26 protein-coding genes and 1 tRNA gene are annotated in these 24,142 nt (G+C 66.9%); 10 read left to right on the top strand and 17 right to left on the bottom strand.

The features are described 5' to 3' along the window. Positions 1–32: 32 nt before the first annotated feature. On the bottom strand, positions 33–902 hold the full coding sequence (locus ACQY4V_RS12270) for a LysR family transcriptional regulator (RefSeq protein WP_428512071.1): 870 nt from the start codon (positions 900–902) through the stop codon (positions 33–35). Positions 903–1,005: 103 nt separating this feature from the next. Here ACQY4V_RS12270 and ACQY4V_RS12275 point away from each other — a divergent pair, with 103 nt between their 5' ends. After that, positions 1,006–2,565 carry a proton-conducting transporter membrane subunit gene (locus tag ACQY4V_RS12275; protein ID WP_428512073.1) on the top strand — a complete coding sequence of 520 codons (1,560 nt, stop codon included), beginning with the start codon at positions 1,006–1,008 and terminating at the stop codon, positions 2,563–2,565. 16 nt (positions 2,566–2,581) lie between these two features. Next, positions 2,582–4,942 (top strand): YbcC family protein, encoded by a 2,361-nt coding sequence (locus tag ACQY4V_RS12280; protein ID WP_428512075.1) that lies wholly within the window; start codon positions 2,582–2,584, stop codon positions 4,940–4,942. A gap of 153 nt (positions 4,943–5,095) precedes the next feature. Here the strand turns inward: ACQY4V_RS12280 and ACQY4V_RS12285 are convergent, their stop codons facing one another. Together ACQY4V_RS12285 and ACQY4V_RS12290 are read right to left on the bottom strand one after the other, a co-directional pair. Further along, positions 5,096–5,752: a response regulator transcription factor gene (locus ACQY4V_RS12285; RefSeq protein ID WP_428512077.1), complete on the bottom strand. Its 657-nt coding sequence runs from the start codon at positions 5,750–5,752 to the stop codon at positions 5,096–5,098. Further along, positions 5,749–7,086, bottom strand: coding sequence for a histidine kinase (locus ACQY4V_RS12290; RefSeq protein ID WP_428512079.1), 1,338 nt, complete (start codon positions 7,084–7,086; stop codon positions 5,749–5,751). Before ACQY4V_RS12290 ends, ACQY4V_RS12285 begins: the two co-directional genes overlap by 4 nt. Before the next feature lie 152 nt (positions 7,087–7,238). On the opposite strand from ACQY4V_RS12290, the gene ACQY4V_RS12295 reads away from it, so the two are divergent. The 7 genes from ACQY4V_RS12295 to ACQY4V_RS12325 are packed head-to-tail and all read left to right on the top strand — an operon-like array spanning position 7,239 to position 13,265. Continuing rightward, positions 7,239–8,222 carry an AAA family ATPase gene (locus ACQY4V_RS12295; protein ID WP_428512081.1) on the top strand — a complete coding sequence of 328 codons (984 nt, stop codon included), beginning with the start codon at positions 7,239–7,241 and terminating at the stop codon, positions 8,220–8,222. Continuing rightward, positions 8,219–9,064 carry a DUF58 domain-containing protein gene (locus tag ACQY4V_RS12300; RefSeq protein ID WP_428512083.1) on the top strand — a complete coding sequence of 282 codons (846 nt, stop codon included), beginning with the start codon at positions 8,219–8,221 and terminating at the stop codon, positions 9,062–9,064. The genes ACQY4V_RS12295 and ACQY4V_RS12300 overlap by 4 nt, the downstream gene beginning before the upstream one ends. Further along, positions 9,061–9,432, top strand: a complete 372-nt coding sequence (locus ACQY4V_RS12305) for a hypothetical protein (RefSeq protein WP_428512085.1) — start codon at positions 9,061–9,063, stop codon at positions 9,430–9,432. Before ACQY4V_RS12300 ends, ACQY4V_RS12305 begins: the two co-directional genes overlap by 4 nt. Next, entirely contained in the window at positions 9,429–10,385 is a 957-nt protein-coding gene (locus ACQY4V_RS12310) for a VWA domain-containing protein (RefSeq protein ID WP_428512087.1), read from the top strand. Before ACQY4V_RS12305 ends, ACQY4V_RS12310 begins: the two co-directional genes overlap by 4 nt. Next, complete coding sequence (locus ACQY4V_RS12315; RefSeq protein ID WP_428512089.1) at positions 10,382–11,317, top strand: vWA domain-containing protein; 936 nt, start codon at positions 10,382–10,384, stop codon at positions 11,315–11,317. The genes ACQY4V_RS12310 and ACQY4V_RS12315 overlap by 4 nt, the downstream gene beginning before the upstream one ends. Then, on the top strand, positions 11,314–11,967 hold the full coding sequence (locus ACQY4V_RS12320) for a hypothetical protein (RefSeq protein ID WP_428512091.1): 654 nt from the start codon (positions 11,314–11,316) through the stop codon (positions 11,965–11,967). Before ACQY4V_RS12315 ends, ACQY4V_RS12320 begins: the two co-directional genes overlap by 4 nt. Continuing rightward, entirely contained in the window at positions 11,961–13,265 is a 1,305-nt protein-coding gene (locus tag ACQY4V_RS12325; protein WP_428512093.1) for a hypothetical protein, read from the top strand. Before ACQY4V_RS12320 ends, ACQY4V_RS12325 begins: the two co-directional genes overlap by 7 nt. On the opposite strand, the gene ACQY4V_RS12330 is transcribed toward ACQY4V_RS12325, so the two are convergent. The 5 genes from ACQY4V_RS12330 to ACQY4V_RS12350 all read right to left on the bottom strand — a co-directional run bounded on the left by ACQY4V_RS12330 (position 13,220) and on the right by ACQY4V_RS12350 (position 17,720). Then, a complete protein-coding gene (locus tag ACQY4V_RS12330) occupies positions 13,220–13,936 on the bottom strand; it encodes a PIG-L deacetylase family protein (RefSeq protein ID WP_428512095.1) in 717 nt (238 codons plus the stop codon). The two genes, ACQY4V_RS12325 and ACQY4V_RS12330, sit on opposite strands and share 46 nt — an antisense overlap. 3 nt (positions 13,937–13,939) lie before the next feature. Then, the gene (locus ACQY4V_RS12335; protein WP_428512097.1) at positions 13,940–15,442 is read right to left on the bottom strand and encodes a tripartite tricarboxylate transporter permease; all 1,503 of its coding nucleotides are present in this window, start codon (positions 15,440–15,442) and stop codon (positions 13,940–13,942) included. Further along, positions 15,442–15,888, bottom strand: coding sequence for a tripartite tricarboxylate transporter TctB family protein (locus ACQY4V_RS12340; RefSeq protein ID WP_428512099.1), 447 nt, complete (start codon positions 15,886–15,888; stop codon positions 15,442–15,444). The genes ACQY4V_RS12335 and ACQY4V_RS12340 overlap by 1 nt, the downstream gene beginning before the upstream one ends. A gap of 58 nt (positions 15,889–15,946) precedes the next feature. After that, positions 15,947–16,909 carry a Bug family tripartite tricarboxylate transporter substrate binding protein gene (locus tag ACQY4V_RS12345; RefSeq protein WP_428512101.1) on the bottom strand — a complete coding sequence of 321 codons (963 nt, stop codon included), beginning with the start codon at positions 16,907–16,909 and terminating at the stop codon, positions 15,947–15,949. Positions 16,910–17,021: 112 nt separating this feature from the next. Then, entirely contained in the window at positions 17,022–17,720 is a 699-nt protein-coding gene (locus ACQY4V_RS12350) for a FadR/GntR family transcriptional regulator (protein ID WP_254701693.1), read from the bottom strand. Between the two features lie 176 nt (positions 17,721–17,896). Here ACQY4V_RS12350 and ACQY4V_RS12355 point away from each other — a divergent pair, with 176 nt between their 5' ends. Then, the gene (locus ACQY4V_RS12355; RefSeq protein WP_428512104.1) at positions 17,897–18,580 is read left to right on the top strand and encodes a fumarylacetoacetate hydrolase family protein; all 684 of its coding nucleotides are present in this window, start codon (positions 17,897–17,899) and stop codon (positions 18,578–18,580) included. Between the two features lie 231 nt (positions 18,581–18,811). Here the strand turns inward: ACQY4V_RS12355 and ACQY4V_RS12360 are convergent, their stop codons facing one another. The 9 genes from ACQY4V_RS12360 to ACQY4V_RS12400 form a co-directional block, all read right to left on the bottom strand. Continuing rightward, entirely contained in the window at positions 18,812–19,054 is a 243-nt protein-coding gene (locus tag ACQY4V_RS12360) for a peroxidase-related enzyme (protein ID WP_428512106.1), read from the bottom strand. Between the two features lie 314 nt (positions 19,055–19,368). After that, positions 19,369–19,833 (bottom strand): DUF6538 domain-containing protein, encoded by a 465-nt coding sequence (locus ACQY4V_RS12365; protein ID WP_428512108.1) that lies wholly within the window; start codon positions 19,831–19,833, stop codon positions 19,369–19,371. Between the two features lie 61 nt (positions 19,834–19,894). Further along, positions 19,895–19,969, bottom strand: a tRNA-Phe gene (locus tag ACQY4V_RS12370). An 80-nt stretch (positions 19,970–20,049) separates the two neighbouring features. Beyond that, the gene (locus tag ACQY4V_RS12375) at positions 20,050–20,244 is read right to left on the bottom strand and encodes a DNA gyrase inhibitor YacG (RefSeq protein WP_152497649.1); all 195 of its coding nucleotides are present in this window, start codon (positions 20,242–20,244) and stop codon (positions 20,050–20,052) included. Continuing rightward, positions 20,241–21,263: a ribonuclease E/G gene (locus tag ACQY4V_RS12380; protein ID WP_428512110.1), complete on the bottom strand. Its 1,023-nt coding sequence runs from the start codon at positions 21,261–21,263 to the stop codon at positions 20,241–20,243. The genes ACQY4V_RS12375 and ACQY4V_RS12380 overlap by 4 nt, the downstream gene beginning before the upstream one ends. Continuing rightward, positions 21,260–21,847 carry a Maf family protein gene (locus ACQY4V_RS12385; protein WP_428512112.1) on the bottom strand — a complete coding sequence of 196 codons (588 nt, stop codon included), beginning with the start codon at positions 21,845–21,847 and terminating at the stop codon, positions 21,260–21,262. The genes ACQY4V_RS12380 and ACQY4V_RS12385 overlap by 4 nt, the downstream gene beginning before the upstream one ends. Positions 21,848–21,935: 88 nt before the next feature. Then, positions 21,936–22,154 carry a translation initiation factor IF-1 gene (infA, locus tag ACQY4V_RS12390; protein ID WP_005978431.1) on the bottom strand — a complete coding sequence of 73 codons (219 nt, stop codon included), beginning with the start codon at positions 22,152–22,154 and terminating at the stop codon, positions 21,936–21,938. 81 nt (positions 22,155–22,235) lie between these two features. Continuing rightward, positions 22,236–23,120 carry a carbon-nitrogen hydrolase family protein gene (locus ACQY4V_RS12395; RefSeq protein ID WP_428512115.1) on the bottom strand — a complete coding sequence of 295 codons (885 nt, stop codon included), beginning with the start codon at positions 23,118–23,120 and terminating at the stop codon, positions 22,236–22,238. Between the two features lie 62 nt (positions 23,121–23,182). Beyond that, positions 23,183–24,106, bottom strand: coding sequence for a LysR family transcriptional regulator (locus ACQY4V_RS12400; RefSeq protein WP_428512117.1), 924 nt, complete (start codon positions 24,104–24,106; stop codon positions 23,183–23,185). Between the last annotated feature and the right edge of the window lie 36 nt (positions 24,107–24,142).

Genomic DNA, 24,142 nt, shown 5'->3' on the forward strand with positions numbered 1-24,142 from the left:
GCGGGGGCCGACGTCCAACCTGAAGCCTCCGGCTAGCCCAGCACCTCCGCCACCAGCGGGTTCGGGAACCGTCGCTCCAGCGTCACCACAAAGAAAACCTCGTCCACGCCGTCCAGGCGTCCGGCCTCTGTCAGCAGGCCCTCCGCCAACTCGTCCTGCACCACGATCGGCGGTATGACCGCAAGCCCCGCATCCTCTCTTGCCAGCAGCCGCAGCATCGCCATGTCGTCGGCCTCCGCCGCCACCTGCGGCGACACGCCAAGGCGCGACAGCAACGCATCGAACGCCGTGCGCAACGCGGTCTCGGGCGTCGGCAGCACCAGCGGCTCGGACGCCAGAAGATCCCGCATCGCACGGCCGGGCTCTCCCACGCGGGCCGGTGTGCCGATCAGGCTGACCGGCTGTTCCGACAGGCGCTGAACAAGATACCGGCTCGCCGCGTCGCGGGCCGGCGACAGATTTGTCAGCACCATGTCCAGCGCCAAGCTCTCCAGCCCGCGCAACAGGTCGGCCTGGCTACCCGAACGCAGAACCACCTCGACGTCCCGGCGTCCGATCAGCGGCCGCAACAGCTGCATCTGAAAGTTCCGCGACAGGGTGGCCAGCGCCCCGATCCGCAGCGCCCGCCGCCCGCCGCCACGGTCGCGCAGCGTGGCGGACAAGTCCTCGGCAGTGCGGAAAATCGCTTCGGCATGATCCAGCGCGATCCGTCCGGCCTCGGTCAGGATCAGGCTGCGCCCGCGCCGTTCGAACAGGTCCTGCCCCAGCGACGCTTCCAGCGTCTTGATCTGCGTCGACAGCGCCGATTGCGACAGGTTCAGCGTGCGCGCCGCGCCGGTCAGCGTTCCGTCATGGGCGACGGCACGGAACAAGCGCAGATGATGCAGGTTCAAGACGGACATCGTTCAATATTATCGAATGATTTTGAATATTATAAGTAATTTATTTAAAGATAGATGCGCGCTACCTGCTCCGTCACGCACAGCCCTACAACGGAGACCCGCGATGCCCCCTGTCCTGATGACCCTCCTTCTCGCCCCTCTGGCGCTCTTGGGCGCCGCGGCGCTCTATGCCCTGCGCCCGGGCGGAATGCCGCACCGCCGCAGCCCCCTGTCCGAGGCCGCGGCCCTCGTCGCCCTGGGGCTTGCCCTGGCGTCCGTCCTGCTGCTGCTCTCGGGTGGCCCCGTCACGCTGGCCGTCCCGTCCGCGGCATGGCTTTCGCTCAGGCTCGATCCGGTCAGCGCGACGATGATGGTTCTGGTGGCCTTCGTGGGCTGGGTCGTGATGCGCTACACGCGCAGCTATCTCGACGGCGAGCCGCGCGAGGCGGTCTTTCACGGCACCATGCTGGCCACGCTGGCCGCCGTGCTGCTGCTGGTGCTGTCGGGCAGCTTCGCGGTGCTGATCGCCGCTTTCCTTCTCGTCGGCCTCGGGCTCCGGTCGCTGCTGCTGTTCTACGCCGACCGCCCCCAGGCCCGCCGCGCCGCGACCAAGTTCACCCTGGTCTGGGGCCTGGGCGACGCCGCCCTGATCGCCGCCGCCGGGTTCTTCTGGCTGGCCCATGGCAGCCTCGATTTCACCCGCATCGCGGCAGAAGCGCAGGCCGGCCTGCCGCTCGCCGCCAAGGCCGGCGTGGCGCTGCTGATCCTCGCCGCCGCGCTGAAAACGGCGGCCTTTCCCGTGCACGGCTGGCTGACCGAGGTGATGGAGGCGCCGACACCCGTCTCGGCCCTGCTTCATGCCGGCATCATCAATTCCGGCGGCCTCGTGCTGATCCGCATGGCCGAAACCGTGCAGGCCAGCCCCGGCGGCATGGCCGCCTTGGTCATGCTGGGCGGCTTCACCGCGCTCTTCGGGGCGGTGGTGATGCTGACCCAAAGCGCCGTCAAAACCGCGCTCGCGTGGTCGACCGTCAGCCAGATGGGCTTTCTGCTGCTGCAATGCGGCCTCGGGCTGTGGGCGCTGGCGTTGCTGCATATCGTGGCGCACTCGCTCTACAAGGCGCACGCGTTTCTCGGCTCGGGCGGGGCGGTCCGCGCCGTGGCGGGCGTGCGCCGTCCCGGCCCCGTCGCCGTGCCCAGCCTTCGGGCGGTGGCCCGCGCCTTCGGCATGGCGCTCGTGCTCTACGGCGCGGTCGCCGGTGGCTTCATCGCCCTGGTCGGTCCGAAATCACCCCAGGCGCTGGCCCTGGGCGTGATCCTGATCTTCGGCGTGGCCTACCTGATCGCTCAGGGACTGGCCGATGCCGCGCCGGCGGCGCTGACCAAGCGCACGACGCTCGCGTCGCTCGCCGCCGCGCTTGGATACTTCCTGTTCCAACTGCTGGCCGCGGGCCTGTGGGGCACGAACCTGCCCCAACCACCCGTACCCGATGCGCTGGAATGGGCGATGATCGTGCTCGCGCTCGTGTCGTTCGGTCTGGTGGCGGTGGCGCAGGCGCTCTTTCCGCTCTGGGCGCATCACCCGTCGATGGCCGGGCTGCGCGTGCACATCGCCAACGGCCTCTACCTCAACACGCTTCTCGACCGGCTGATCGGCGGGCTGCGCATCCAGAAACAATCCTGATTGGAGGGGATGACATATGTTTCTCAAACACACCCAGATCGAACCGGACCGCGTGACCGGCATTATGACCGCGGTCGAGGCCGCCGCACGCCGGGTGCCGCCCGCCTTTCCGCTGGATGCCAATGTCGCCGTGAACCCGTTCCTGGGCCAGTCGGATGAAGACCTCGCCCATGCCTCCGCCCGGCTGGCACGGGTGGCCGGCGCGTGGCTGACCCTGCCCCGGCACGACTACGCACGCCTCATCGCCGAGGGCGAAATCACCGAGCCCGACCTGGCCGCAGCGCTCTACGACTGCACATCGCCGCTCAAGCCCGTGGACCTTGCGGATCTCAAGGCGCAGCTGCTCACGTCGAAGCCCGCACGCCAGGCCCTGCCCTCGGTCGCCGACCTCGCGGCGCAGGCCACAGGCACCGACTGGCCCGCCATCATCCGGCAAAGCGTCGGGCTCTGGGCCGCCGGGCATTTCGACCGCGGCCAGGCGCTCTGGTCGCCCGCACCGGGGCGCAGTGCCTTCGCCGCATGGCGCGAATGGGCAACCCACGACCTGACGCCCGAAATCGCCGGGCTAACCGGCTTCTGCGCCCATGTCTTCGAGGCCCCGGACAGTGCGGAACGGACCGTCCTGCGCGCGGCAGAGGCGCTTGAGCTTTCCGACGCCGCGGCTGAAACCGCCTTTCACCGGCTCTACATCGACCTCGGCGGCTGGGCCCAGCACGCCCGCTGGCTGCTCTGGACCGCCGAGTTGCGGCAGGAAACCGACCACACCCTGTCGGACCTCCTGGCGATCCGCATGATATGGGAAGAGGCGCTCTTGCATCACGTCCCCGGCGTGGCCGAAGCCTGGGCACAGGCCGTCGCCGCGCACGAGGCGCCGGTCACGCCCGACCGCGACATCGTGGTCGACACCATCCTGCAAGAGGCCCGCGAACGCGCCTTCCAACGCCGCATGACGGCAGAGCTTTCCATTCCCAAAGGCGCCCGGACCCGCCCCCGGATGCAGGTGGCGTGCTGCATCGACGTGCGCTCCGGCCCGCTTCGCCGGGCGCTGGAGGCTCTCGATCCCCAGGTCGAAACCCTCGGCTTTGCCGGTTTCTTCGGCCTGCCCGTGGCGCACCGCGCCCAGGGCACCGACGAGGTCGTACCGCACCTGCCCGCCCTGCTCAGCCCAAGCGCCCATGCGTCCAGCCATCTGCCTCCCGACCCCGAACAGGCTTCGCGGATCCGCGCCCGCACCGTGCGTGCCTGGGGCCGGTTCCGCCAGGCCGCCGTGTCCTCCTTCGCCTTCGTCGAGGCGGCGGGCCCGATCTACGGCGTCAAGCTGCTGCGCGATGCGCTGGGGCTCGGTCACGGCCCGGCGGATGCCGCCCCGCCGCCGCGCTTCGACACGGCGATGCCCGCGCCCGACAAGGCGGCGCTGGCCGCGAAGGTTCTGACCGCGATGAGCTTCACCCGGGACCACGCACCACTGGTCCTGCTGCTCGGGCACGGCGCGTCCACCACGAACAATCCGCATGACAGCGCCTATCACTGCGGCGCCTGTGGCGGACAGGCCGGGGACGTCTCGGCCCGGCTCCTGGCCGGGCTGCTGAACGATCCCGAAACCCGCGCTGGCCTCGCCGAGCACGGAATCGCGATCCCCAAGGACACGCTCTTCGTGGCCGGTCTGCACGACACCACGACCGATGCCGTCACGCTCTATCCCGACGGCCTGGATGCGGCGCAGCGCGCGATGCTTGCAGACGCACGGCACCTGCTGGCCCGCGCGGGCCGCTCAGTGGCGTCCAGCCGCGCGAAAACCCTGCCCGGCGCACGCGCCGACACCGTCGCGGCGCGCGCCCTCGACTGGGCCGAGCTGCGCCCCGAATGGGGCCTCGCCGGCTGCGCCGCCTTCATCGCGGCGCCCCGCGCCCATGCCGCGCAGGAGGCGCTGGAAGGCCGGTGTTTCCTGCACAGCTACGACTGGACCCGCGACCGCGATTACGCGACGCTCGAACTGGTGCTGACCGCGCCCGCGGTGGTGGCCAGCTGGATCAGCCTGCAATATTACGGCTCGGCGGTCGCACCGGACGTGTTCGGCGGCGGCAACAAGCTGATCCACAATGTCACCGGCGGGATCGGCGTGGTGCAGGGCAACGGCGGCATCCTGCACCCGGGCCTGCCGCGCCAGGCGCTGCACGATGGCACGCAGGCCATCCACGATCCCCTGCGCCTTTCGGTCATGATCGAGGCGCCGCAACCCGCGATCACCGATATCCTGACCCGCCACGATGATGTCCGCGCCTTGTTCGACAACGGCTGGATGCATCTTTTCGCACTGAAGGACGGCCGCCTAGACGCACGCTACAAACCGCAGCAAGGATGGCAATCGCTCGCATGATCCGCCACGGCCGCGGCCCGGCGCGGGCAATGCGCCCGGCGCCGCGGCCTGGCCGAAAACGACTATTGCACGCGCCGCCGGAGAGCGCCGAAGAAGCCGATGGCAACCGGCCCTGAAATTCTCACATACCCCTGACGGAACGATTGCACACAGTCACACGTCGCTGGCCCTCGACTTCTCCACCAGCCCGGCCCCAAGCGCGAACCAGACCATCTGCGCGTCGGTCTCGAGGCCCAGCACGCTCTTGATCTGGTAGTGATTGTTTCGCACCGTCTTGACGCTGATCGACAGCGCGTCGGCGATCTCTTCAGCCGGCCAGCCGCTTGCCAGCAGGCGCAGTATTTCCGTCTGGCGCGTGCTCAGCTCGTCCAACCCCGTACCGGTGCCGGCAATCCGGTCCTGCGCGATTGCCTCGATCACGTCCGGCGAGATCACGGTCCGCCCGTCCAGCACCCCCAGGATGGCCCTGATCAGGTTCGCCGGATCGCTGCTCTTGGTGACATATCCCGCCGCCCCGGCTTCGACGGATTTCAGCGCGAAGGCCGATCCCTGGTGCATGGTGAAAACCACGACACGGGCGGTCTCGTCATATTGCCTTATATGGCGGATCGCCTCGACGCCGCTTGCGCCCGGCAGGGTCACGTCCATCACCACCACGTCCGGCTTCGTCTCGCGATAGCGAATATACGCGCTGCGCGCATCCTCGGCCTCGGAGACGATGCGCAGGCCCGGTTGCAGGTCTATCAGACGGCGATACCCCTCGCGCACAACCGGGTGATCGTCGACGATCATGATACGGTGCTCGGTCATGCGGCGCTTCGCACGATGGCGCCGGGAACGGTCACGTCGACCCTGACGCCGTCAACCTTCTGTTGCATGTTCAACCGACCGCCCATGGCCGCCGTACGCTCGGTAATGCCGAGGATGCCGTGGCCCCGCCGTTCCCCGGCCAGCTTCCCGCCGCCATCGTCCTCGACCGTGAGCGTGATGTCGTCCTCTCTCTGGCGCAGGACCACACGAACATGCTTTGGCGCGCCATGCCGCATCGCATTCGTCACGCATTCCTGAACGATACGGTAAAGGTCCAACGCCACGGCATCCGTCAACCCGCCTTCGTCCAGGTCGTAGTCCAGTGTCAGGCGCGTGCCGCGCTGCGTTTCCCACCCGTTCAACATCGTGCGCAGGCTCGCGGCAAGGCCGACCTCCTCCAGGTCCGGCGGCCGCAGACGGGCGAATGCCCCGCGCAGGCCATCCATCATGTTGCGGATATTGGCCCCGACATCCGCCGCGTCGCGCTCGATATCGGGACGGTCACCCGCGGCGGCAAAGCGCATCGAAGCGGCAAGCGCAGCCGTCGCGGTAAGCGTCTGGCCGAACTCGTCATGCAGGTCGCGTGCCAGCTGCCGGCGTTCCACGTCCTCGACTTCGATCAACTTGCGGGTCAGCGCCAGGCTCTGCTCGGCGCTGGCCTTCAGGCGCTCGGCCAGGTGATTGACGGCCTGGGCAATCTGGCCGAACTCCCGCGCCCCGCCCAGTTCGACCCGCGCATCCAGATCGCCGCGGGCCAGCCGGTCGAGCCCGGAGACGATGCCGCGCACCGGACCGAGTCGCCAGACAATCGCCGCAGACCCCAAAAGCAGCACGCCGGCCGCCATCGCCAATGTCTGCCACAGGGCCAGCCGCGTACGCTGCCAGGCCAGGGTCGCCGCCGCCACCGGATCGAACGAGGCCTCGACGCGAAACGCGCCGCTTTGCGAGGCAGAGCCGGACCGGACGACCGACGCAGGCGGCTCGAACATCCGTCCGGCAAGGTCGCGGAACCAGCCGGGCGCGATCTGCCCGAAGACCTGCCAGCCGGCACAAAGACGGCGCTCCGAGATCATCCGCTGGTCGAACCGGATGCAGGTGCCCGGGGCCATCACGCCCAGAAGCTTGATCGACGTCATCTCGGCGTAAAGCGGGTCGCCCACGCGCGGCTCCATGTGATAATTCCGCTCCAGCACATAGCTGGCCCGCGTCAGCGTCGTCTGGGTGTCGCTCCGGGCGGTCCGGTACGCATCGGCCGCCGCCAGGCCAAGCGTGATCGCGCCTGCCAGCGCTGTCACCAGCCAAAGCGTGAAGACCAGTCGAAATCGAAGGCTCATGTCGTTTCCTCCCTGAACGGGCTGCCTCCAAGGATCGGGCAAACCGGCCGTCATGTCTCGGGCAATTTGCCCGACATGCGCCGAAAATGCCTGCGAAATCTTTCTTGCATATCCCGGCCATGGTTCTGTGATCCGGGCAACAGGAGGACCGCATGGAGGATATCACCGACAGCACGACCATCGTGCAGACAGATCCCGCGGCAATGCTGGCGGCCCGGATGGAAGCGGGCCTCGTGGGGCACGCGGTGCTGGTCGAGCGCCTGATGATCGCGCTCCTGACCGGCGGGCACGTCCTGATCGAAGGCGCGCCGGGCCTTGCCAAGACCCGTTCGGTGCGCAGGCTGGCCGACGGGGTCGAGGGCAGCTTTGCCCGCATACAGTGCACACCCGACCTGATGCCGTCGGATGTCACCGGGACGCAGATTTATCGGCAGGACAGCGGCGCGATGGAGTTCCTGCCCGGCCCGGTCTTTCACAACCTGGTCCTGGTGGACGAGATCAACCGCGCCCCGCCCAAGGTGCAATCCGCCCTTCTCGAAGCAATGGGCGAAGGCCAGGTCACCGCCGGCGGCCGGACGCATCCCCTGCCCGACCCTTTCATGGTCATCGCCACACAGAACCCGCTCGAGCAGGAAGGCACCTTTCCCCTGCCCGAGGCGCAGCTTGACCGGTTCCTGATGCATGTCGTCCTGGATCTGCCCGACGAGGCCGCCGAGATGAAAATTCTCGACCTTGTCGAGACGGAACTGCGCACCCATGCCGGGCGCGAAGCCCCGACGCTGGATCACGCGACGCTCGCCGCCATGCAGGAAGATGTGCTTCAGGTCCACCTGTCGCCCGCCTTGAAACACTACATGGTGGCGCTCGTGATGGCGACGCGCGGTGCGAACGACGCCATCGACCTGACCGACCGGATTCGCCACGCGGTCAGCCCGCGCGGCACGCTCGCCTTGGCGTCGAGCGCCCGTGCCCGCGCCTGGCTGCACGGCCGCGACTACGCGGTGCCCGAAGACATCGCGGCCCTGGCGCCCGACGTGCTCTGCCACCGCATGGCGCCGACCTGGCAGGCGCAGGCCGAAGGCCACACCTCCCGGACGATCCTGGCCGAGATCCTTTCGGCGGTTCCGTCGCTATGAACCTGCCCCGGGCCTCCGGGGCCGAGGTCTCCCTCGACCGTCTCGTCGCGATCGGCGGCCTCGTCGCGGGCAAACCTGCGCCCGGTCGCTCCCAGGGGGTCGCGGGTGGTCTCTCCGGCCCGCGCCGCGGCGAGGGCGGCGATCTCTTCGACCTGCGTCCGTTTCAGGACGGCGACGATCCGCGCCGGATCGACCCGGCCGCCACGGCGCGCAGCGGACGGCCGCAGGTCCGCAGCCGGCACGAGGAAGTTGATCGCACGCTTCTGCTGGTCGCCGATTTCCGCCCTCCGATGCTCTGGGGCACGCGCGGACGTTTCCGCTCGGTCGCCGCCGCAGAGGCGCTGGCCGTTGAAGGCTGGCGTGCGGTTCTGACCGGGGGACGCGTCGGCGCGATGATTGTCACCGGCAGCGCCATCGAGATGCTGGATCCGCGCCCGCGCGAAGCCGCGATGCTCCGCCTGGCGGGTGCCTTGTCACGCGCGCATGCGGCGGCACTCGGCGCTCCGGATGCCGGCCATGAAAGCCTTGCGGCGATCATGGACTCCGTGACCACGCGCACCGCCCCGGGCACCGCCGTCTGCCTTGCGACCGGGCTTGATACGCCCGGCGCGGATTTCGGCATGGCGGCGGCGGCCTTGATGCGGAAATGCCCCTTCGAGGTCCTGCTGGTGCAGGACAGCGTCGAGACGGCGCCGCCCAGGGGCCGGTTTTCGGCGCGCATCGACGGGCGCGTCAGACCCGGCCGCTTCGGCCCCCCCACCTCTGCCGATCGCCTTGCAGGTCACGGCATACCCCACCGGATCCTGAACGCCGCAGACCCGGTGCATGCGGAGGCCGCATGACACCCGAGGAGCTGACCGCCCGTCTCGCCGACATCCGCATCCCCGAGAGCTTTGCCCGCTTCGGCCTGCACGACGCGCTGGCGGCGGCGGCGCTCGGCCTGATCGCGGGACTGCTCATTGCAGGGCTGGCAAGGGTCGCCACCATACGCAAGACACACTCGGCCGAGACGGCCCGCGACGCCATCGCCGAATTGTCCGATGCCGAGCCCCAGGCCCGGCTTGCCGGTCTTGCCACGCTTCTGCGGGACCTTGGCGGCACGCCCCCGGACGGGCTGCGCGAGGCGCTCTACAACCCGCGCCACCCGATTGATCCGGCCGCTCTGGAATCCGCCGTCATGGCCGCTGCCCGGCAAAGTGCAAACCGATGAGTTTCGCTTTCCCCTGGGCCGCGCTGCTGCTACCGCTGCCACTCCTGCTCTTTCACCTTCTGCCGGGACGCCGGGTGGCGACCGGCGCCCTGAGCCTGCCGCCCGCCATCGCGGAAACCTTCCGCCCCGTCGATGCGGCGCCCGTGCGGCGCCATGCCTTTATGACCGCCCTGGTCCTGGCATGGATCCTGCTGGTCGCCGCCCTGACCGGCCCGCGCATGGAACGCACGCTTGACGTGGTGCCGGCCTCGGGGCGCGACATCGTCCTTGCGCTCGATCTCTCCGGCTCGATGGAACGCGAGGATTTCGTCCTGGACGGCGCACAGGTATCACGCCTCGCCGCCGTCCAGCGCGCGGGCGCGCGCTTCGTCCGCGGCCGGACAGGCGACCGTGTCGGCCTCGTCGTCTTCGGCGACCGCGCCTATGTCGCGGCGGCCCTGACGCATGACGTTTCCGCTGTCGCACAGGTGATCGAAACCGCCCAGATCGGTGTCTCCGGCAAGGCCACGGCCATCGCGGATGGCCTGGGTCTTGCGCTTCGCCGCCTTCGGGCGCGCGAGTCCGAAAGCCGCGTGATCGTGCTTTTGTCCGACGGGCAGGATACCACCGGAACGGTCGATCCCGTTGCCGCCGCGGTCACCGCCGAAACGCTGGGCGTCCGGATCTACACGATTGCGCTCGGCCCGGCCGATCTCGAAACCGCCCCGGCGGCCCGCGACGCGGTCGACAGCGACACCTTGCGCCGCATTGCCGAGGCCGCGCAGGGCCAGACCTTCCGCGTGCGCACCACCGAGGACCTCGTGGCGGTGACCGAGGCCATCGACCGGCTCGAGCCCAGCCTGGCCGACGCCCCCCCGATCCGCGGCTGGCAGAACTACTGGCCCTGGCTGGCCGGCGCGGCGCTGGCGATTCTGGCCACCGCGCTCGGGTTGCAGGCGCGGGAGGCGGCGTGACGGACCTGTGGCAGATCATCCTGCTGCGCCCGCTGTGGCTGATCGGCGTTCCGCTGTCCTTGCTGGCCGGGGCCGCAGTCGCGCTGAGGGGCAGCGGACTGGACCGATGGCGCCGCGTCGTCGACCCGGACCTGCTGGTTGCCCTGCGCCGCCTGGGCCATGTCGTGGACGGGCAGCGCGAGTCCGGGCCATGGCTGCTGGCCGTTGCCGGGGCGCTGACCGCTTTCGGGCTGGCCGGGCCGGCCACCCCGCATCCCGACGCGCCGAGGCTGCGCAATCTCGACGCGGTCATGATCCTGATGGACCTGTCCCCGTCGGTGACCCAAGGCGGCGGCTTCGATGATGCCCAGGCCGCCGTGTCGCGTCTGATCGACCGTCACGGCACGCGGCCCGTCGCCTTGGGCGTCTACTCCGCCGAAAGCTTCCTGGTCAGCGTCCCAACCGAGGATTCGGCCGCCCTGCAAACGGTCATCGCCGTGGCGGACACCCAGACGATGCCGGTGGGCGGCAGCCGCCCCGACCGCGCCCTCGACCTCGCGCGCCAGACCCTGGCCGACGCGGCTGCGGCGAATCCGGACGTGGTGCTCGTCTCCGACGGCGGCGGCGCCGGCCCCGAGGCGCTCGACCGTGCCCGCCAGATGGCGGCGGCGGGCCTGCGCGTCTCGGCGGTGTTCGTGGCGCCCGACGACCCGCCCTACGGCATGCCCGCCGCCGACCGCGAAGGGCTTGCTTCGGTCGCAAGCGCGGGCGGCGGCGTGATCGTGGATGCGTCCGATATCGCGGGCGTCGAGACAATCCTGAGCGAGCGCCAGGGCGCCGCTGAGGCAAACGACACCCTGCGCAACCTCCGCTATTCCGACCAGGGCCGCTGGTTCGTCGCCCTGGCCCTCCTGCCGCTCGCATTCCTCCTCCGCCGGAGGCGTGACGCATGAGCCGCGCCTCGCTTTCGATCCTTGCCGCGGCCCTGCTATGCGCCGTCGCCGCCGGCCCCGAGGCATGGGCGAAACTGATCTGGCGCGCGGGCTTTCCCGATCTGACCCTGCCACTGATCCAGACCCCCGGCGCACGCGGCGCGGCGCTCTACCAGGCAGGGCGTTATGCCGAAGCCGACGCCGTCTTCGCCGAGCTTGGCCGCAGCGCGACCTACAACCGGGGCATGACACTGGCCGCGACAGGCGACTACGACCTGTCGGTCGCCTATTTCGATGCCGTGCTCTTCGCCGACCGATACGATGCCGACGCTCGCCACAACCGCGAGGTCGTATCAAGCCTGATCGAGCCGGTGATCGGCGAAGCCCGGGGCCACGGGCTGATAGAAACGATCCTGTCTCAGAACGGCGTGGAAACGGCCGCGTTCGATCCCGATGCGCCCGCACAGCCCGTCGAGGCGGCGGCACGCAGGTCCGAGCAAAGCAACCTCAACCGGGCCGTCACGGGGGAACGCAAGGTGGCCGCAGACACCGCCTGGCTCGACACGCTGGCAGACGCCCCGGGCGAATACCTCAAGGGTCGGCTCCAAGCGGAAATGGAGCGTCGGCGCAACGACGGCGAGGCCCATGGCGAGGAGCGAGACCAATGGTGAGGTTGCTGGCCCTTCTGCTTCTGCTGGCGACACCCCTGGCCGCGCAAGCGCCCGATACTCTGAAGCTGGAACTGGTCCTCGATCCGCGCGAAACCGCGCCGCTGGAGGGCGAGATGGTCCTTGCCACCATCCGCGGCACCTACCGCGAGACCATCACCAACGAGGACCTCAAGCTGCGCAGAATGACCGATTTCGACTGGACGCGCCTGGGGCAGGACGCCTGGAGCGACCAGCGCATCGACGGGCGCACCGCGCGGGTCTTCGAGCGGCGCATCGCCTTCTACCCGAAACGGGCGGGAAATCTGGAGGTGTTGCCGATCGTGCATGAACTGGAGATCATCGGCAGCGGCGGACAGCGCGAGATCGTCCTCGTCCGATCCGATCCGGTGCGCATCGAGGTCGGGGAAAAGCCGGCCGGTACAGACCAGTCGTGGTTCCCGGTCCGCGCACTGGAGGTGTCCGATACGTGGGACGCCGATCCGGCACAACTGGAGGACGGGCAAAGCGTGACGCGCCGGGTCGTGATCCGCGCGCTCGGGGCGACACCCGAGATGATGCCGCAACAGCCCGCATTGCGCGAACCCTGGCTGATCACCTTCACCCCGCCCGACGAACGCGACTTCCAGGTCACCGCGCAGGGTCCGGTCACGACACTGGTCTGGGTCTGGAAACTGCGCCCGATCACCGGCGAGCCGGGCGTTCTTTCCCAGGTGAGCCTTCCCTATTTCGATACGACCTCACGCACGGCAAAGACCGCGACGCTGCCTTCGGCGACGATCGGCTACGCGAGCTTTGCCGACAATGCGGCCTCCGGCTGGCGCGGGGATCCGGGCGTGGGCTGGCCGCACCTGGCCGTGCTTGGCGCAAGTGCCGTGGCGGCGGTGATCCTGGAGTTGCGCGGCCGCTCGGGCGTCTCGGCCCCGGCCGCGCGGCTGCGCCGCTGGATGCGCATCCGACGGGACTTCAGACACCTGCGGGGCCATGCGCGACGCAAGGATGTCTCACGCTTCCGGGCGCTGGCGGTACGCCTTCTGTTCCCGCCGGCGGCCACGCCGCCGACGACCACGCACCCTGCCCTGCAAACGGTCGATGCCATGCTTTTCGGCGATCGCAGCGAAAGCCAGAACATCGATCTTTGGTCTGCCCTGCGCGACATCGAGCGCGCCGTGGGTCGCTCCACACGGCAGGCTGGCGAACGTGCGGGCCGCGCCGGAGCTTCGAAAGGCCCGCGCCCGAACAGTTTCCGAAGCGTTCATATCTCCGGGAAGGACGACACGACGCGGGGGAACAGCGTCTGATAGGCTTCGGCATGCGTGATGCGCGTGCCGGAGTTGAGCCACGCCTGGTTGCCCCGCTGAAGCGCCACGCGCGTGTGGTACTCCCAAAGCCATTCCTGTGCGTCCATGCACTCGAATGCCTTGCGTTTCAGATCGAAGACCGGGTCGATGTTGAGATACACATCCGGCTTCCAGCCCGAGTTCTCCGGCTGGTGAGGTTCATACATCAAGATCGGAACCGCCTTCGCCGACGGAACCTGCGGATTGTGCCCCTTGGCCTGCGAGATGATCTGAGCTTCCTGCGCCACCCGGCTGGTCAGCTCGTGGTCGAAATTCCACGGATCGCCCGGCGCGTGGCTCAGGATGAAGGATGGCGCGACTTCGCGGATGATATCCGCCAGTTGCAGGATCGTGTCCTCCGTGATCCGCATCGGGTAATCCAAGTGCCCCAGCAACCGAAGGTTCGCACCCAGCACATCCGCCGCCCGGCGGGTTTCGTCGGTACGTTCCGCATTCACCCGGTCGAGCGTCATGCCGTCCTGGCGCCACAGCTTCGCGCTCTCCCCCCGAGCGCCAAGCGACAGGCAGACGACATGCATGTCCCAGCCTTCCCTGGCGTGAAGCGCGATGGCGCCGCCCGAGCGCCAGACGAAATCGGCCGCGTGGGCACTGATGACAAGGCCTGATGGCATGGTTTAACTCTCCTTTACGGGGGCAGGATTCTTTCGGGCGCCAAGCGCGACCCAGATCACCAGCAACACCGACATGACGAGGAACGCGGCGCTGATGGGGCGGTCGACGAACACCATGAAATCCCCGCGGCTGATCAGCAATGCACGCCGGAAATTCTCTTCGATCAGGGGTCCCAGGACATATCCCAAGAGCAATGGCGCCGGCTCGAACCCGAAGGCCACCATGACATAGGCAGCCAGGCCCAATCCCGCGACAAGGAAGACGTCGAAGCTGATATTCGCCACGCTGTAGACGCCAACGGCAATGAACAGGCTGATCGCGGGAAACAGATAGGTTGGCGGGATCTTAAGCAGTCGGACCCACACCCCCATCAGCGGGATGTTCAGGATCAGAAGGATGAAATTCCCCACCAGAAAGCTGACCGCCAGCCCCCAGAACAGCTCGGGGCTGTCTGCGATGACCTGCGGGCCGGGCGTGATCCCGTGCACCAGAAGCGCGCCCAGGATCAGCGCCATGATCGCATCGCCCGGAATGCCGAGCGTCAGGGTCGGGATGAACGCGGACTGCGCCGCGGCATTGTTGGCCGCCTCCGGCGCGCTGATGCCGGGAATGGCCCCCTTGCCAAAGCTATCGGGCTTTTTCGATATGCGCTTCTCGACTGCATAGGCCATGAACGCCGCCATCGACCCGCCACCGGCCCCCGGCAGGATGCCCACGGCCGATCCCACCATCGAGCCGCGCAGGATCGGGTTGCGGCTTTCGGCAAGATCGGCGCGACTGGGCATCATGCTGCGCAGGGTCACCTTGGCATTGAGCGCGTGATCACGGGCGAGGCCGATGCTCGTCATGACTTCGGTGACGCCGAAAAAAGCCATCGCGATAACGACGATGCTGATTCCATCGAAAAGCTCGGGCGCTCCGAAGGTGAACCGCATCGCACCCGAGCTGACATCCGTCCCGACGATGCCCAGCAGCAGGCCGACGGTCACGCTCGCGGCACCGATGAACTTGGATCCTTGTATCAGCGTGCCTGCCGCGACAAGGCCAAGCGCCATCATCGAGAAATAGTCGGCGGAATGAAACGACAGGGCGGCGCGCGCCAGAGGTGGCGACAACATGATCAGCAACGAGATCGCGATGCAGCTGCCGACGAAGGATGCAATGGTCGTGATGATCAGCGCCGTTCCGGCCTTGCCCTGCCGCGTCAGCGGATACCCGTCGAGACAGATCACGGCGGACGAGGCCGTGCCGGGCATGTTGATCATGATCGACGCGATCGACCCGCCATACTGCGCGCCATAGTAAATGCCGGCCAGCATCACCAGCCCGGCCGTGACGGGCGCATAAAAGGTCAGGGGCAGCAGCAGCGAAATGGCGGTCAAGTGCCCGATCCCGGGCAGCACGCCGACGACCATGCCGACCGTCACACCGATCAGGCAATAAATCAGGTTCTGAAAGGTCAGCGCCGTTTCCAGACCCAAGATGAGGTTGTCCACGACGCCCATCAAAATCTCCACGCAAAGGCGGGCGCCGGAATGCCCAGCAGAACGATGAACAGGAAATAGGCCGCCGGGATCAGAACCACGCACAACACCGCCAGCGCAATCCACTTGGGCGGGCTTTCGGATAGGCCCGAAAGCACGATCAGCAAGGCCGACGCGGGAACGAAGCCCAAGCGCTCGACGGTCAGCGCGAACACGACCAGCGACAGCGTCACCATGACCATCGGGCGCGCCCGCATCGGACGCGCTGTCTCGCTGCTCCGAAGCCCGCTGACCGCCGCGCCGATCCCGCACAGGATCAGGACGATCCCAAGCGCCAGCGGTACCAGCCCGGGGCCCATCCGTGCAGGCGTGCCGATGCGATAGCCCAGGCTGATCCAGCACACGCCGATGCCGATGGCCAACGCGATTAGTCCGGCGCCGATATCCTTGCGCATTCCGGTCTGCATGATGGTCCTCCCGTCGCGCCGCGGGCGGTGGCACACGCACCGCCCGTGGCGTCATGCGTTACTGCGCGGTTATGCCCGCAGTCTCGATGATCGTCTTGAACTGACCGCGCAGGCGATCGAGCATTGCATCGAAATCCTCGCGCGACGACGGGTAAGGTGCCGCGCCCGCATCGGTCAGGGTCTTGGCCACGTCGGGCTCGGCCAGGATCTCGGCGATTGTCGCGTTGAGCTTGGCCAGCACCGCGTCCGGCGTTCCGGCCGGGGCCATCAGCCCGGTCCACTGGCTGGTGTCGACATTCGGCACGCCGCCTTCCTGCATCGTCGGCGTTTCCGGGCTCGGATCGATCCGCTTGGCCGAGGTCGTGGCCAGAACGATCACGTCACCGCTGTCGATGAACGGCTTGGTCGACGAGTATGAAACCACGCTGACGTCCACCTCGCCGCTGGCCACGGCCGTCGCGGCAGGGCGACCGCCCTTGTAGGGAATATGCTGGATCTCGATATCCCCTTCCAGCGACATCCACTCCGGCGCCAGGTGGTTCAACGTACCGATCCCCGCCGACGAGTAGGTGATCGACCCCGGCTCGGCGCGCGCGGCCTCCAGGAACTCTTCGAACGTCTTGAAGCTGGCATTCTTGTTCGCGACAAGGATCAACGGCGTGTCCGTGATCGTCGAGACGGTGGTGAAGTCGGCCTCGGCGTCATAGGGTGTTTCCTCGAACAGGGACGGGTTGATCGTCAGCGTCCCGGCCTCGCCCATGAACAGGGTGTATCCATCCGGCTCCGCCTGCGCCGCGGCGCTCGCCGCGATGAAGCCCGACCCCCCTGCGCGGTTCTCGACGATAACCTCCTGGCCCAGACGCCGCGAAAGCCCCTCGCCGATCGTGCGCGACGCCAGGTCGACCACGCCGCCCGGGGCAAAGGGCACGAGAATGGTGATGGCGCGGTTCGGATAATCCTCCTGCGCCGCCGCGCCGGTCGCAATCATCGCCGCAAGCGCGGCTCCCAGCAGTTTCTTCATGGTGTTTCACTCCTCCCATTGTGCGGCCCCTTCGAGCCGCCTGACTGATCGGCCCGAACGACCGATCGTTTTCAGCGTCCCGCCCGGCATCGCTAAAGGCCCGGCAGGAAACTCAGAAATCTCCGAACAACCGGACGGATACCGCCTTGAGATGCGCGCGCATCAGCGCCTGGGCGGCGTCCGGGTCGTGATTGGCGATGGCCTCCGCGATGCGCCTGTGCTCGTCGAAGCTGCCATGATCGCGCGACGGCTTCGGCGTCTGCCGCTGCACCGCGCCCCACGTGACCGAACGGCGTATCGAATTCAGCCTGTCGAAGATGGCGACAAGCGGGATGTTGTCGGTGGCCTCCGAAATCGCGCGGTGGAAATCGTCGTCGGCGGCCTCGTAGGCGTCCCAGTCGCCCGCCGCATGGGTCGCGCGCTCCGCCGCGGCGATCCGGTCCAGGGCCTCGGCCGAGGCATTCATCGCCGCCTCCCGCGCGATGGACGGCTCGATGGCCAGACGTGCGGCCATCATCTTGACCGGCGTGGTGCGCCGCGACAGGGCCAGCGTGGTGTCCGCCTGCTCTTCCGCGCCGTCGGGGTCGGACATGAACGTGCCCTTGCCCACGTGCCGCCAGATCTTTCCCTCGTCTTCCAGGTCCTGAAGCGCGTTGCGCAGCGCCGCGCGGTTCAGACCCAGCTCGTGCAGCAGCGCCCGCTCGGACGGAAGACGGTCGCCCGGACCGAAATTGCGCTCCTCGATGAAGGCGCGCAGCCGGGTTGCCGCCGCCTCGTTGTCAGCCGTCCGGATTTGAGTAGTCTCGTCCACGCCCATCCCGATCAATTTCCGATCTATCAGATCAATCTTCTAATTGGTCGCAATGGTTGCCACCTTGGATTCCAAAAATCAACTGATTTATAAAATTATTGCTCAGATCATTTTTAAATTGATCTTTTCAGAAGTTATTTCTATGGCTCTATGTCAAATTAATCTGAAAGGTTGTCATGGCTGACTTTGCTATCTCCCCGCCCGAAGTTATCAGTGTTCCCACCGCCTCCGGCGCGCGATTCCCCGTGCGCCGCGTCTATTGCATCGGTCGCAATTATGCCGCCCACGCCATCGAGATGGGCCATGACCCGGACCGCGAACCGCCGTTCTTTTTCCAGAAGAACCCGGACAATCTCGACGCGTCGGGCGAGTTTCCCTACCCGGCCCACAGCTCCGATGTTCACTACGAGGTCGAGCTTGCGGTTGCGCTGAAATCCGGCGGCGCGAACATTCCGCTTGGCGATGCGATGTCGCATGTGTGGGGCTACGCGATCAGCCTCGACATGACGCGCCGCGACCTGCAGGGCGAGATGAAGAAAATGGGCCGCCCCTGGGAGATCGGCAAGGCGTTCGAGCGCTCCGCGCCGATTTCTCCGCTGGTGCCGATCGAGGAAAGCGGCCCGCTCGACCAAGGCCGGATCGAATTGCACGTCAACGGCGAGCCCAAGCAGGACGGTGACCTGAACCAGATGATCTGGAAGGTCCCGGAAATGATCAGCTACCTCTCGGAATATTTCGAACTCGCCGCCGGCGACGTCATCCTTTCGGGAACGCCAGCGGGCGTCGGCGCAATCGAGAAAGGCGACACCATGCTCGCCAAGGTCGAGGGCCTGCAGGACTTCGAGGTCAAAGTGGTCTGACCTCATCTGCGCGGCGCTCAAGCGAGCCCGCGCGGCGGTCTTTCCGCAGGCGCGCAGCGATGCACGCGCCTGCCGCCGTCCCGGACGGCTCCCGTGCCGGGTCGCGATCCCACAACGCCACCCCGGTCGAAAACCCGGCACCGAATGATCGGCGCCGGCCCGGTGCACCAAGACGCGCATGGGACCGCGGCGAAGAGCCCGCACCACCTCACACGGCGCGGGCGCGCGCGCCTATCTTCCCATCGTGTAGAATTCCGTATTCCGCCGCATCGACGTGAAATTCGCCATCCGGTTCGACAGGCCGAAGAACGCCATCACACCCGCGATGTCCCAGATATCCTCGTCGGTGAACCCATGCGTGCGCAGATGGTCGAAATCCGCATCGCAAATCGCCTGTGCATCCTTCGACAGCTTCATCGCGAAATCCAGCATCGCCCTCTGGCGCGGCGTGATGTCGGCCTTGCGGTAGTTCACGGCCACCTGGTCGGCAATCAGAGGGTCTTACGCTTGATACCCCTGACAAGCTTGTCAGCAGCATCCTTGGATGTTCCGGATCTCTTGTTCATCTTCGCTCCATTATGGCTTCGATGAACCGGAAATCCTCCGTTCCTCAAACACCTAAATCTGTCCGGTAGGTGCTGACGTTAGACAACCAGCTGCGCGGTCGTAGTAGCCCCCGGCAAACGGGTTGATCAGTGTGAGGCCCTGCTCACTCGCGACGAAGTTCGTCACGGACCTGACACTGCCAAAAACTCGGGTGATGCTGCTGCCAGCAAGCCCTCTGGCGATCAGCGCATCGCGTTGGCATCTGCTTTTGTGCAGGCTTCAAGATGCTTGTCGCCGCACGTATCAATGACGTAGCCACATGCCCTCTCAGCAGCTCCTTGAAAGGTTTCAGGACGACCTTTGCCCTTAAGCCGCAGATATATCCCAACGGCCTCCGAAAGTAGAACAGAGGACAAGCAAACGTCGGCTGGTGGAACAGCAGCATCAGCCCTACTCACCCGACCTTGCCGCAGCATGTGCTTGCCTGGAAGTTCCGTCGAAAGGGAGCGCAAGTGGTACCAGTACTCGTCGAGCTGATCTGCAGCCTTTCGCGCTCTTGTTTCGGCAATCTTTGCGGACTTTGTGCGAAGTGAGAACGCGATCCGAGATGACGTGTAATGGTCCCTCAGCTCTTTCGGGATACGACGGCTGAAGTAGAAAACCCCATCTTTCACGAAGGTGAACGGGCGTGAAATGGTCTCCGACATGGTCTACGGCTCCTAGCATCTGTCAAAAGCTGGAGCGTTTCCAATGTGTTAGCTGAAGAAGTGGTGCCCGGGGGCGGAATCGAACCACCGACACGAGGATTTTCAATCCACTGCTCTACCCCTGAGCTACCCGGGCACGGGTGAACGGGCGCACCGTTCGGGTTCCGGCTTTCTAGGCGAGGGCCACGCCACTGTCCAGTGGGTTTTTGCCACTTTTCAGTGGGGTTTTCCCGGAGCCGCGTTCTGTGCCTCGTCCATCGCCTCGGCGACCTCCTCGGCATCGTCCAACCGGCTGGAGGGAATGGCATAATCCCCGCGCAGCCACGCGCCAAGGTCGCGATTGGCACAGCGTTCGGAACAGAAGGGGCGGTATTTCTTCACCGTGTCTTCCCCGCAAATCGGGCAACTCATATCACACCTTTCGGCAGCGGCAGCCTGTCTCGCTTTCTCTGCAATTCATAGTGCCCAAGGGGCGTCCAGCCGACAAGAGCGGTTTCCACCGTGTCGCGGCGGAAGGCGGCGCGCAGGGCGGCTTCGAAGGTCTTGCGGTCCTTCTTGGGCATGGGCGCCAGGTCCAGCACCACCTGCCCGCCCAGGCCCCGCAGCCGCAAGGCCCGCGGCAAGGCGCGCGCGGCGGCCATGTTGGCCTTCACGCTTGCCGCCGGAGAGGTGTCGCCGCCCGCGTTCACGTCCACCGCCACCAGCGCCCGAGTCGGCTCGACATAGATACTTGCACCGCCCGGCAGATCCTCGCGCGGAGAGCGCAACGCCTCGACCGCATCCAGTACCCCGTGGTGCTCGAACGCCTGCGCGTCCTCGTCCCAGATCTCGGGCTCCGGCCAGTCGCGCCACGCAAGCTCGTGCGGCCCCGGCCCCTCGACCAGCTTCTCGGGTTTGCCGCTCGCATCGGACATGACCGCGCGGGCCAACTCGGCCATGCGTGCCACGTCCTCGGCCACGGCGTCTTCGTCCGCGCCTTCGCAGGCCGAGCGCAGGATCAGCCCGTTCGGGTCCCCCGCCATCACGTCCTTGCCAATCAGCATCAGCCGGTCCTGCAAATCGTCATCATGAATGGCCCGTGACACGTTGATCCCCGGCGCGCCGGGCGTCACGATCGCATAGCGGCTCTTGAACAGCACCTTGGCCGTCACCGGGATCGCCTTGCCCGGCTCGGCATAGCCCGTGACCTGCACCAGCACCGTGCCCCCGGCGCTCATCCCCTTGACCTGACGCAGGAACCCGTTGCCGTCGGGCGTTTTCACGAACAGCCCGCCCTGCCCCTTTACCGGCCGCTCGATCACGGCACGATAGATCGTGCCGGGGCGCGGCTGGTCATTGTCCACCAGCAGATCTGACAGCACGCCGTCCTCCATCAGCGCCGCCGCCTCGAACTCGCCAAGCTGGCCCAGCGCCACCACGCGTCCCTTCATGTCTTTCCCTTCCACACAGGGTAGCCGGAGGCCAGCAATAGCCCCGCCGTTTCCTTCAACGGCAAGCCCACGATGGCCGTGAACGAGCCTTGTATCCACGGAATGAACGCCCCCGCGGGGCCCTGGATGCCGTACCCCCCGGCCTTGCCCTGCCAGTCGCCGGTCCCGAGGTAGAACGCGATCTCGTCGTCATCCAGCCGCTTCATCTTCACGTCGCTGACCACGTCGCGCTCCCAAATGCGCGCGCCGCGGCGCACCGCGACTGCCGTGATCACCTTGTGCCGCCGCCCCGACATCTTGCGCAGGAAATCCTCTGCCTCGCCCACATCGGCGGGCTTGCCCAGAATGCGCCGGCCCAGCGCCACGGTCGTGTCGGCAGACAGAACGATATCGTCGGCCCCGGCCTCAACGGCCAACGCCTTTTCCCGCGCCATGCGCACGCAATAGGGGCGCGGCAACTCGGCCTTTTCGGGGGTCTCGTCGATATCGGGCGGGCGCACGTCATCGGCGACGACGCCGATCTGCGCCAGCAGATCCCGGCGTCGCGGGCTGCCGGACCCCAGGATCAGTCTTGGCGGCTGCATCATTCCGCTCTCATATAGTCAACGGGGTGCGCACGCATTTCACCTCGGGTGAAACGCTTCCGCGCACGGCGCGAACCTGCGGTTCGCGCTACTTAAACCGATAATTAATCCGACCCTTGGTCAGATCGTAAGGTGTCATTTCCACCTGTACCTTGTCGCCTGCCAGAACGCGGATGCGGTTCTTGCGCATCTTGCCTGCCGTGTGGGCGATGATCTCATGGCCGTTCTCTAGCTCGACCCGAAATGTCGCATTCGGCAGGAGTTCCTTCACGACACCTGGAAATTCGAGCGTATCTTCCTTGGCCATGGTCTCTCCTTGGTTTCCGCCCTGCCGGTTGCAGGACAGGCGTTTAAATGGCCCCATTCCCCAAGGTTTTCAAGTCAAATATCATTGCAGCCGTTCAACTTTGGGGGCGCCGTCGCGTCCCGCCTGTTCGGCCCAGTGGCTGCGGTTCAGCACCCCGCCATCCGCCCGCACCTGCGCGATTTTCTCCAGGTCGACCTCGGCAAACGTCCATCCCGGCGCGTCCAGCACCCCCTCTGCCAGCACGCCCGTCGGTGGAAAGCCGATGTCGGGCGGTCCGAACACGCCGCCCGCGCCCGTCGTCACGTCGCAGACCTCCGACCATGCAGCCTCGCCCACCAGCGACGACATGGCACTGACGCATTGCTGCTCCAGCGCGCGGGCCATGGCACCGATCCGCACCCGCCAATATCCGGCCAGCGTCTCGGTGCAGGACGGTACCAGCAGGATGTCCACATCCTGCATAGCGCGGCCCAGCAGCGGAAATTCACCGTCATAACAGATCAGTACACCAATCCGCCCCAGCGCGGTGTCGAACACCTTCAACGGCCCACCACCGACACATTCCATAGGCTCCCGCTCCCAGCGGGTCATGATCTGCTTGTCCACCACGCCCTTGCCGCCACCGGGGGCAAAAAACGCCGCGCGGTTCACCGGGCGCGGGCCCAGCGCGTCGTCGTAGACCGGGGCGGAGCCGCCCAGGATATGCACGCCGTACTGCCCGGCCAGTGTCGCATGCAGCGCGTCCGCCTCGGGCATCCGCTCCGACACCGCCCGCAGCGACGGCTCCAGCTCCGCCGATACCGTCCGCCCCGCCAGTGGCGCCAGTTCCATCGCCGCATACTCGGGAAAGACCAGCAGGTCCGCCCCCTGCCCGGCCGCCTCGGCCACCCAGGCCTCGATCTTTTCGGCATAGGCGTCCCAGCCGTCGAACTCGTCCAGCGGGTAGGCCGCAGTCGCAATCTTCATCGTTTTCGCTTTCCGTGACAGGTTTCACCGGCACCCTAACGGCCCGGCCGGCCCGGCGCCACTCAGACCGCTTCACGCTCTGCCGGGCGCTGCATCCGCAGCGGAATTTCCCGCGCCAGCCGGATCAGATGCGCCATATATGGCTTGTCCGCCTCGTCCTCGCGGATCGCTGCGTAAAGCCGCTTGGTCAGGCCGGTCTTGGTCACCGGCCGCGTCACGTATTCCGAGCTTGTCCTTTGTTCGCGCAGCACCCAGTCGGGCAGCACCGCCACGCCCCGATTCGACGCCACCAGCAGCAGGATCACCGCCGTCAGCTCGATCTGCCGCACCGCGCGCGGCTCCACCTTGGCGGGCGTCAGCAACTCGGTGAAGATATCCAGCCGCGAGCGGTCCACCGGATAGGTGATCAGCGTCTCGTCGCGGAAATCATCCGCCTCGACGAAATCCTTGCCCGCCAGCACGTGCTGGCTGGAGGCCACGAACAGGGGCTCGTAGTCAAAGAGCGGCTGAAAGATTACGCCATCGAGGTCCTCGGGGTCCGACGACACCACCAGGTCCACCTCCTCCTTCTGCAACGCCGGCAGCGCGTCAAAGGCCAGGCCCGGCCTTATGTCGATATCCACCTCCGCCCAGGTCTGCCGGAATCGCTCCAGCACCGGGAACAGCCATTCGAAACAGGCATGGCATTCGATGGCGATATGCATCCGCCCCGCGCTGCCTTGCCGCAATCCGCTGAATTCCGCCTCCAGCGCCTCGACTTCGGGCAGCACCTTCTCGGCCACGCGCAACAGCCGCAGCCCCGCCGCCGACAGCTTCAGCGGTTTCGACCGCCGCACGAACAGTTCGACCCCCGCCTGATCCTCCAACCCCTTGATCTGGTGGGACAAAGCCGACTGCGTGATATGCAGCAGATCCGCCGCACGGGCCAGCCCGCCAGCCTGGTGAATGGCCCGGATCGTCCGCAGATGGCGAAAGTCGATATGCATGAATATTAGCCCGCCTCATTCAAACCATGAATTTTA

It is taken from the genome of Roseovarius sp. (assembly GCF_965277045.1).
Lineage (GTDB): Bacteria > Pseudomonadota > Alphaproteobacteria > Rhodobacterales > Rhodobacteraceae > Roseovarius.

Bases quoted from the DNA above. Each gene is read 5' to 3' on its own strand.
- ACQY4V_RS12270 (WP_428512071.1), bottom strand. From the start codon at position 902: ATGTCCGTCTTGAACCTGCATCATCTGCGCTTGTTCCGTGCCGTCGCC.
- ACQY4V_RS12275 (WP_428512073.1), top strand. From the start codon at position 1,006: ATGCCCCCTGTCCTGATGACCCTCCTTCTCGCCCCTCTGGCGCTCTTG.
- ACQY4V_RS12280 (WP_428512075.1), top strand. From the start codon at position 2,582: ATGTTTCTCAAACACACCCAGATCGAACCGGACCGCGTGACCGGCATT.
- ACQY4V_RS12285 (WP_428512077.1), bottom strand. From the start codon at position 5,752: ATGACCGAGCACCGTATCATGATCGTCGACGATCACCCGGTTGTGCGC.
- ACQY4V_RS12290 (WP_428512079.1), bottom strand. From the start codon at position 7,086: ATGAGCCTTCGATTTCGACTGGTCTTCACGCTTTGGCTGGTGACAGCG.
- ACQY4V_RS12295 (WP_428512081.1), top strand. From the start codon at position 7,239: ATGGAGGATATCACCGACAGCACGACCATCGTGCAGACAGATCCCGCG.
- ACQY4V_RS12300 (WP_428512083.1), top strand. From the start codon at position 8,219: ATGAACCTGCCCCGGGCCTCCGGGGCCGAGGTCTCCCTCGACCGTCTC.
- ACQY4V_RS12305 (WP_428512085.1), top strand. From the start codon at position 9,061: ATGACACCCGAGGAGCTGACCGCCCGTCTCGCCGACATCCGCATCCCC.
- ACQY4V_RS12310 (WP_428512087.1), top strand. From the start codon at position 9,429: ATGAGTTTCGCTTTCCCCTGGGCCGCGCTGCTGCTACCGCTGCCACTC.
- ACQY4V_RS12320 (WP_428512091.1), top strand. From the start codon at position 11,314: ATGAGCCGCGCCTCGCTTTCGATCCTTGCCGCGGCCCTGCTATGCGCC.
- ACQY4V_RS12325 (WP_428512093.1), top strand. From the start codon at position 11,961: ATGGTGAGGTTGCTGGCCCTTCTGCTTCTGCTGGCGACACCCCTGGCC.
- ACQY4V_RS12330 (WP_428512095.1), bottom strand. From the start codon at position 13,936: ATGCCATCAGGCCTTGTCATCAGTGCCCACGCGGCCGATTTCGTCTGG.
- ACQY4V_RS12335 (WP_428512097.1), bottom strand. From the start codon at position 15,442: ATGGGCGTCGTGGACAACCTCATCTTGGGTCTGGAAACGGCGCTGACC.
- ACQY4V_RS12340 (WP_428512099.1), bottom strand. From the start codon at position 15,888: ATGCAGACCGGAATGCGCAAGGATATCGGCGCCGGACTAATCGCGTTG.
- ACQY4V_RS12345 (WP_428512101.1), bottom strand. From the start codon at position 16,909: ATGAAGAAACTGCTGGGAGCCGCGCTTGCGGCGATGATTGCGACCGGC.
- ACQY4V_RS12355 (WP_428512104.1), top strand. From the start codon at position 17,897: ATGGCTGACTTTGCTATCTCCCCGCCCGAAGTTATCAGTGTTCCCACC.
- ACQY4V_RS12365 (WP_428512108.1), bottom strand. From the start codon at position 19,833: ATGTCGGAGACCATTTCACGCCCGTTCACCTTCGTGAAAGATGGGGTT.
- ACQY4V_RS12375 (WP_152497649.1), bottom strand. From the start codon at position 20,244: ATGAGTTGCCCGATTTGCGGGGAAGACACGGTGAAGAAATACCGCCCC.
- ACQY4V_RS12380 (WP_428512110.1), bottom strand. From the start codon at position 21,263: ATGAAGGGACGCGTGGTGGCGCTGGGCCAGCTTGGCGAGTTCGAGGCG.
- ACQY4V_RS12385 (WP_428512112.1), bottom strand. From the start codon at position 21,847: ATGCAGCCGCCAAGACTGATCCTGGGGTCCGGCAGCCCGCGACGCCGG.
- infA (WP_005978431.1), bottom strand. From the start codon at position 22,154: ATGGCCAAGGAAGATACGCTCGAATTTCCAGGTGTCGTGAAGGAACTC.
- ACQY4V_RS12395 (WP_428512115.1), bottom strand. From the start codon at position 23,120: ATGAAGATTGCGACTGCGGCCTACCCGCTGGACGAGTTCGACGGCTGG.
- ACQY4V_RS12400 (WP_428512117.1), bottom strand. From the start codon at position 24,106: ATGCATATCGACTTTCGCCATCTGCGGACGATCCGGGCCATTCACCAG.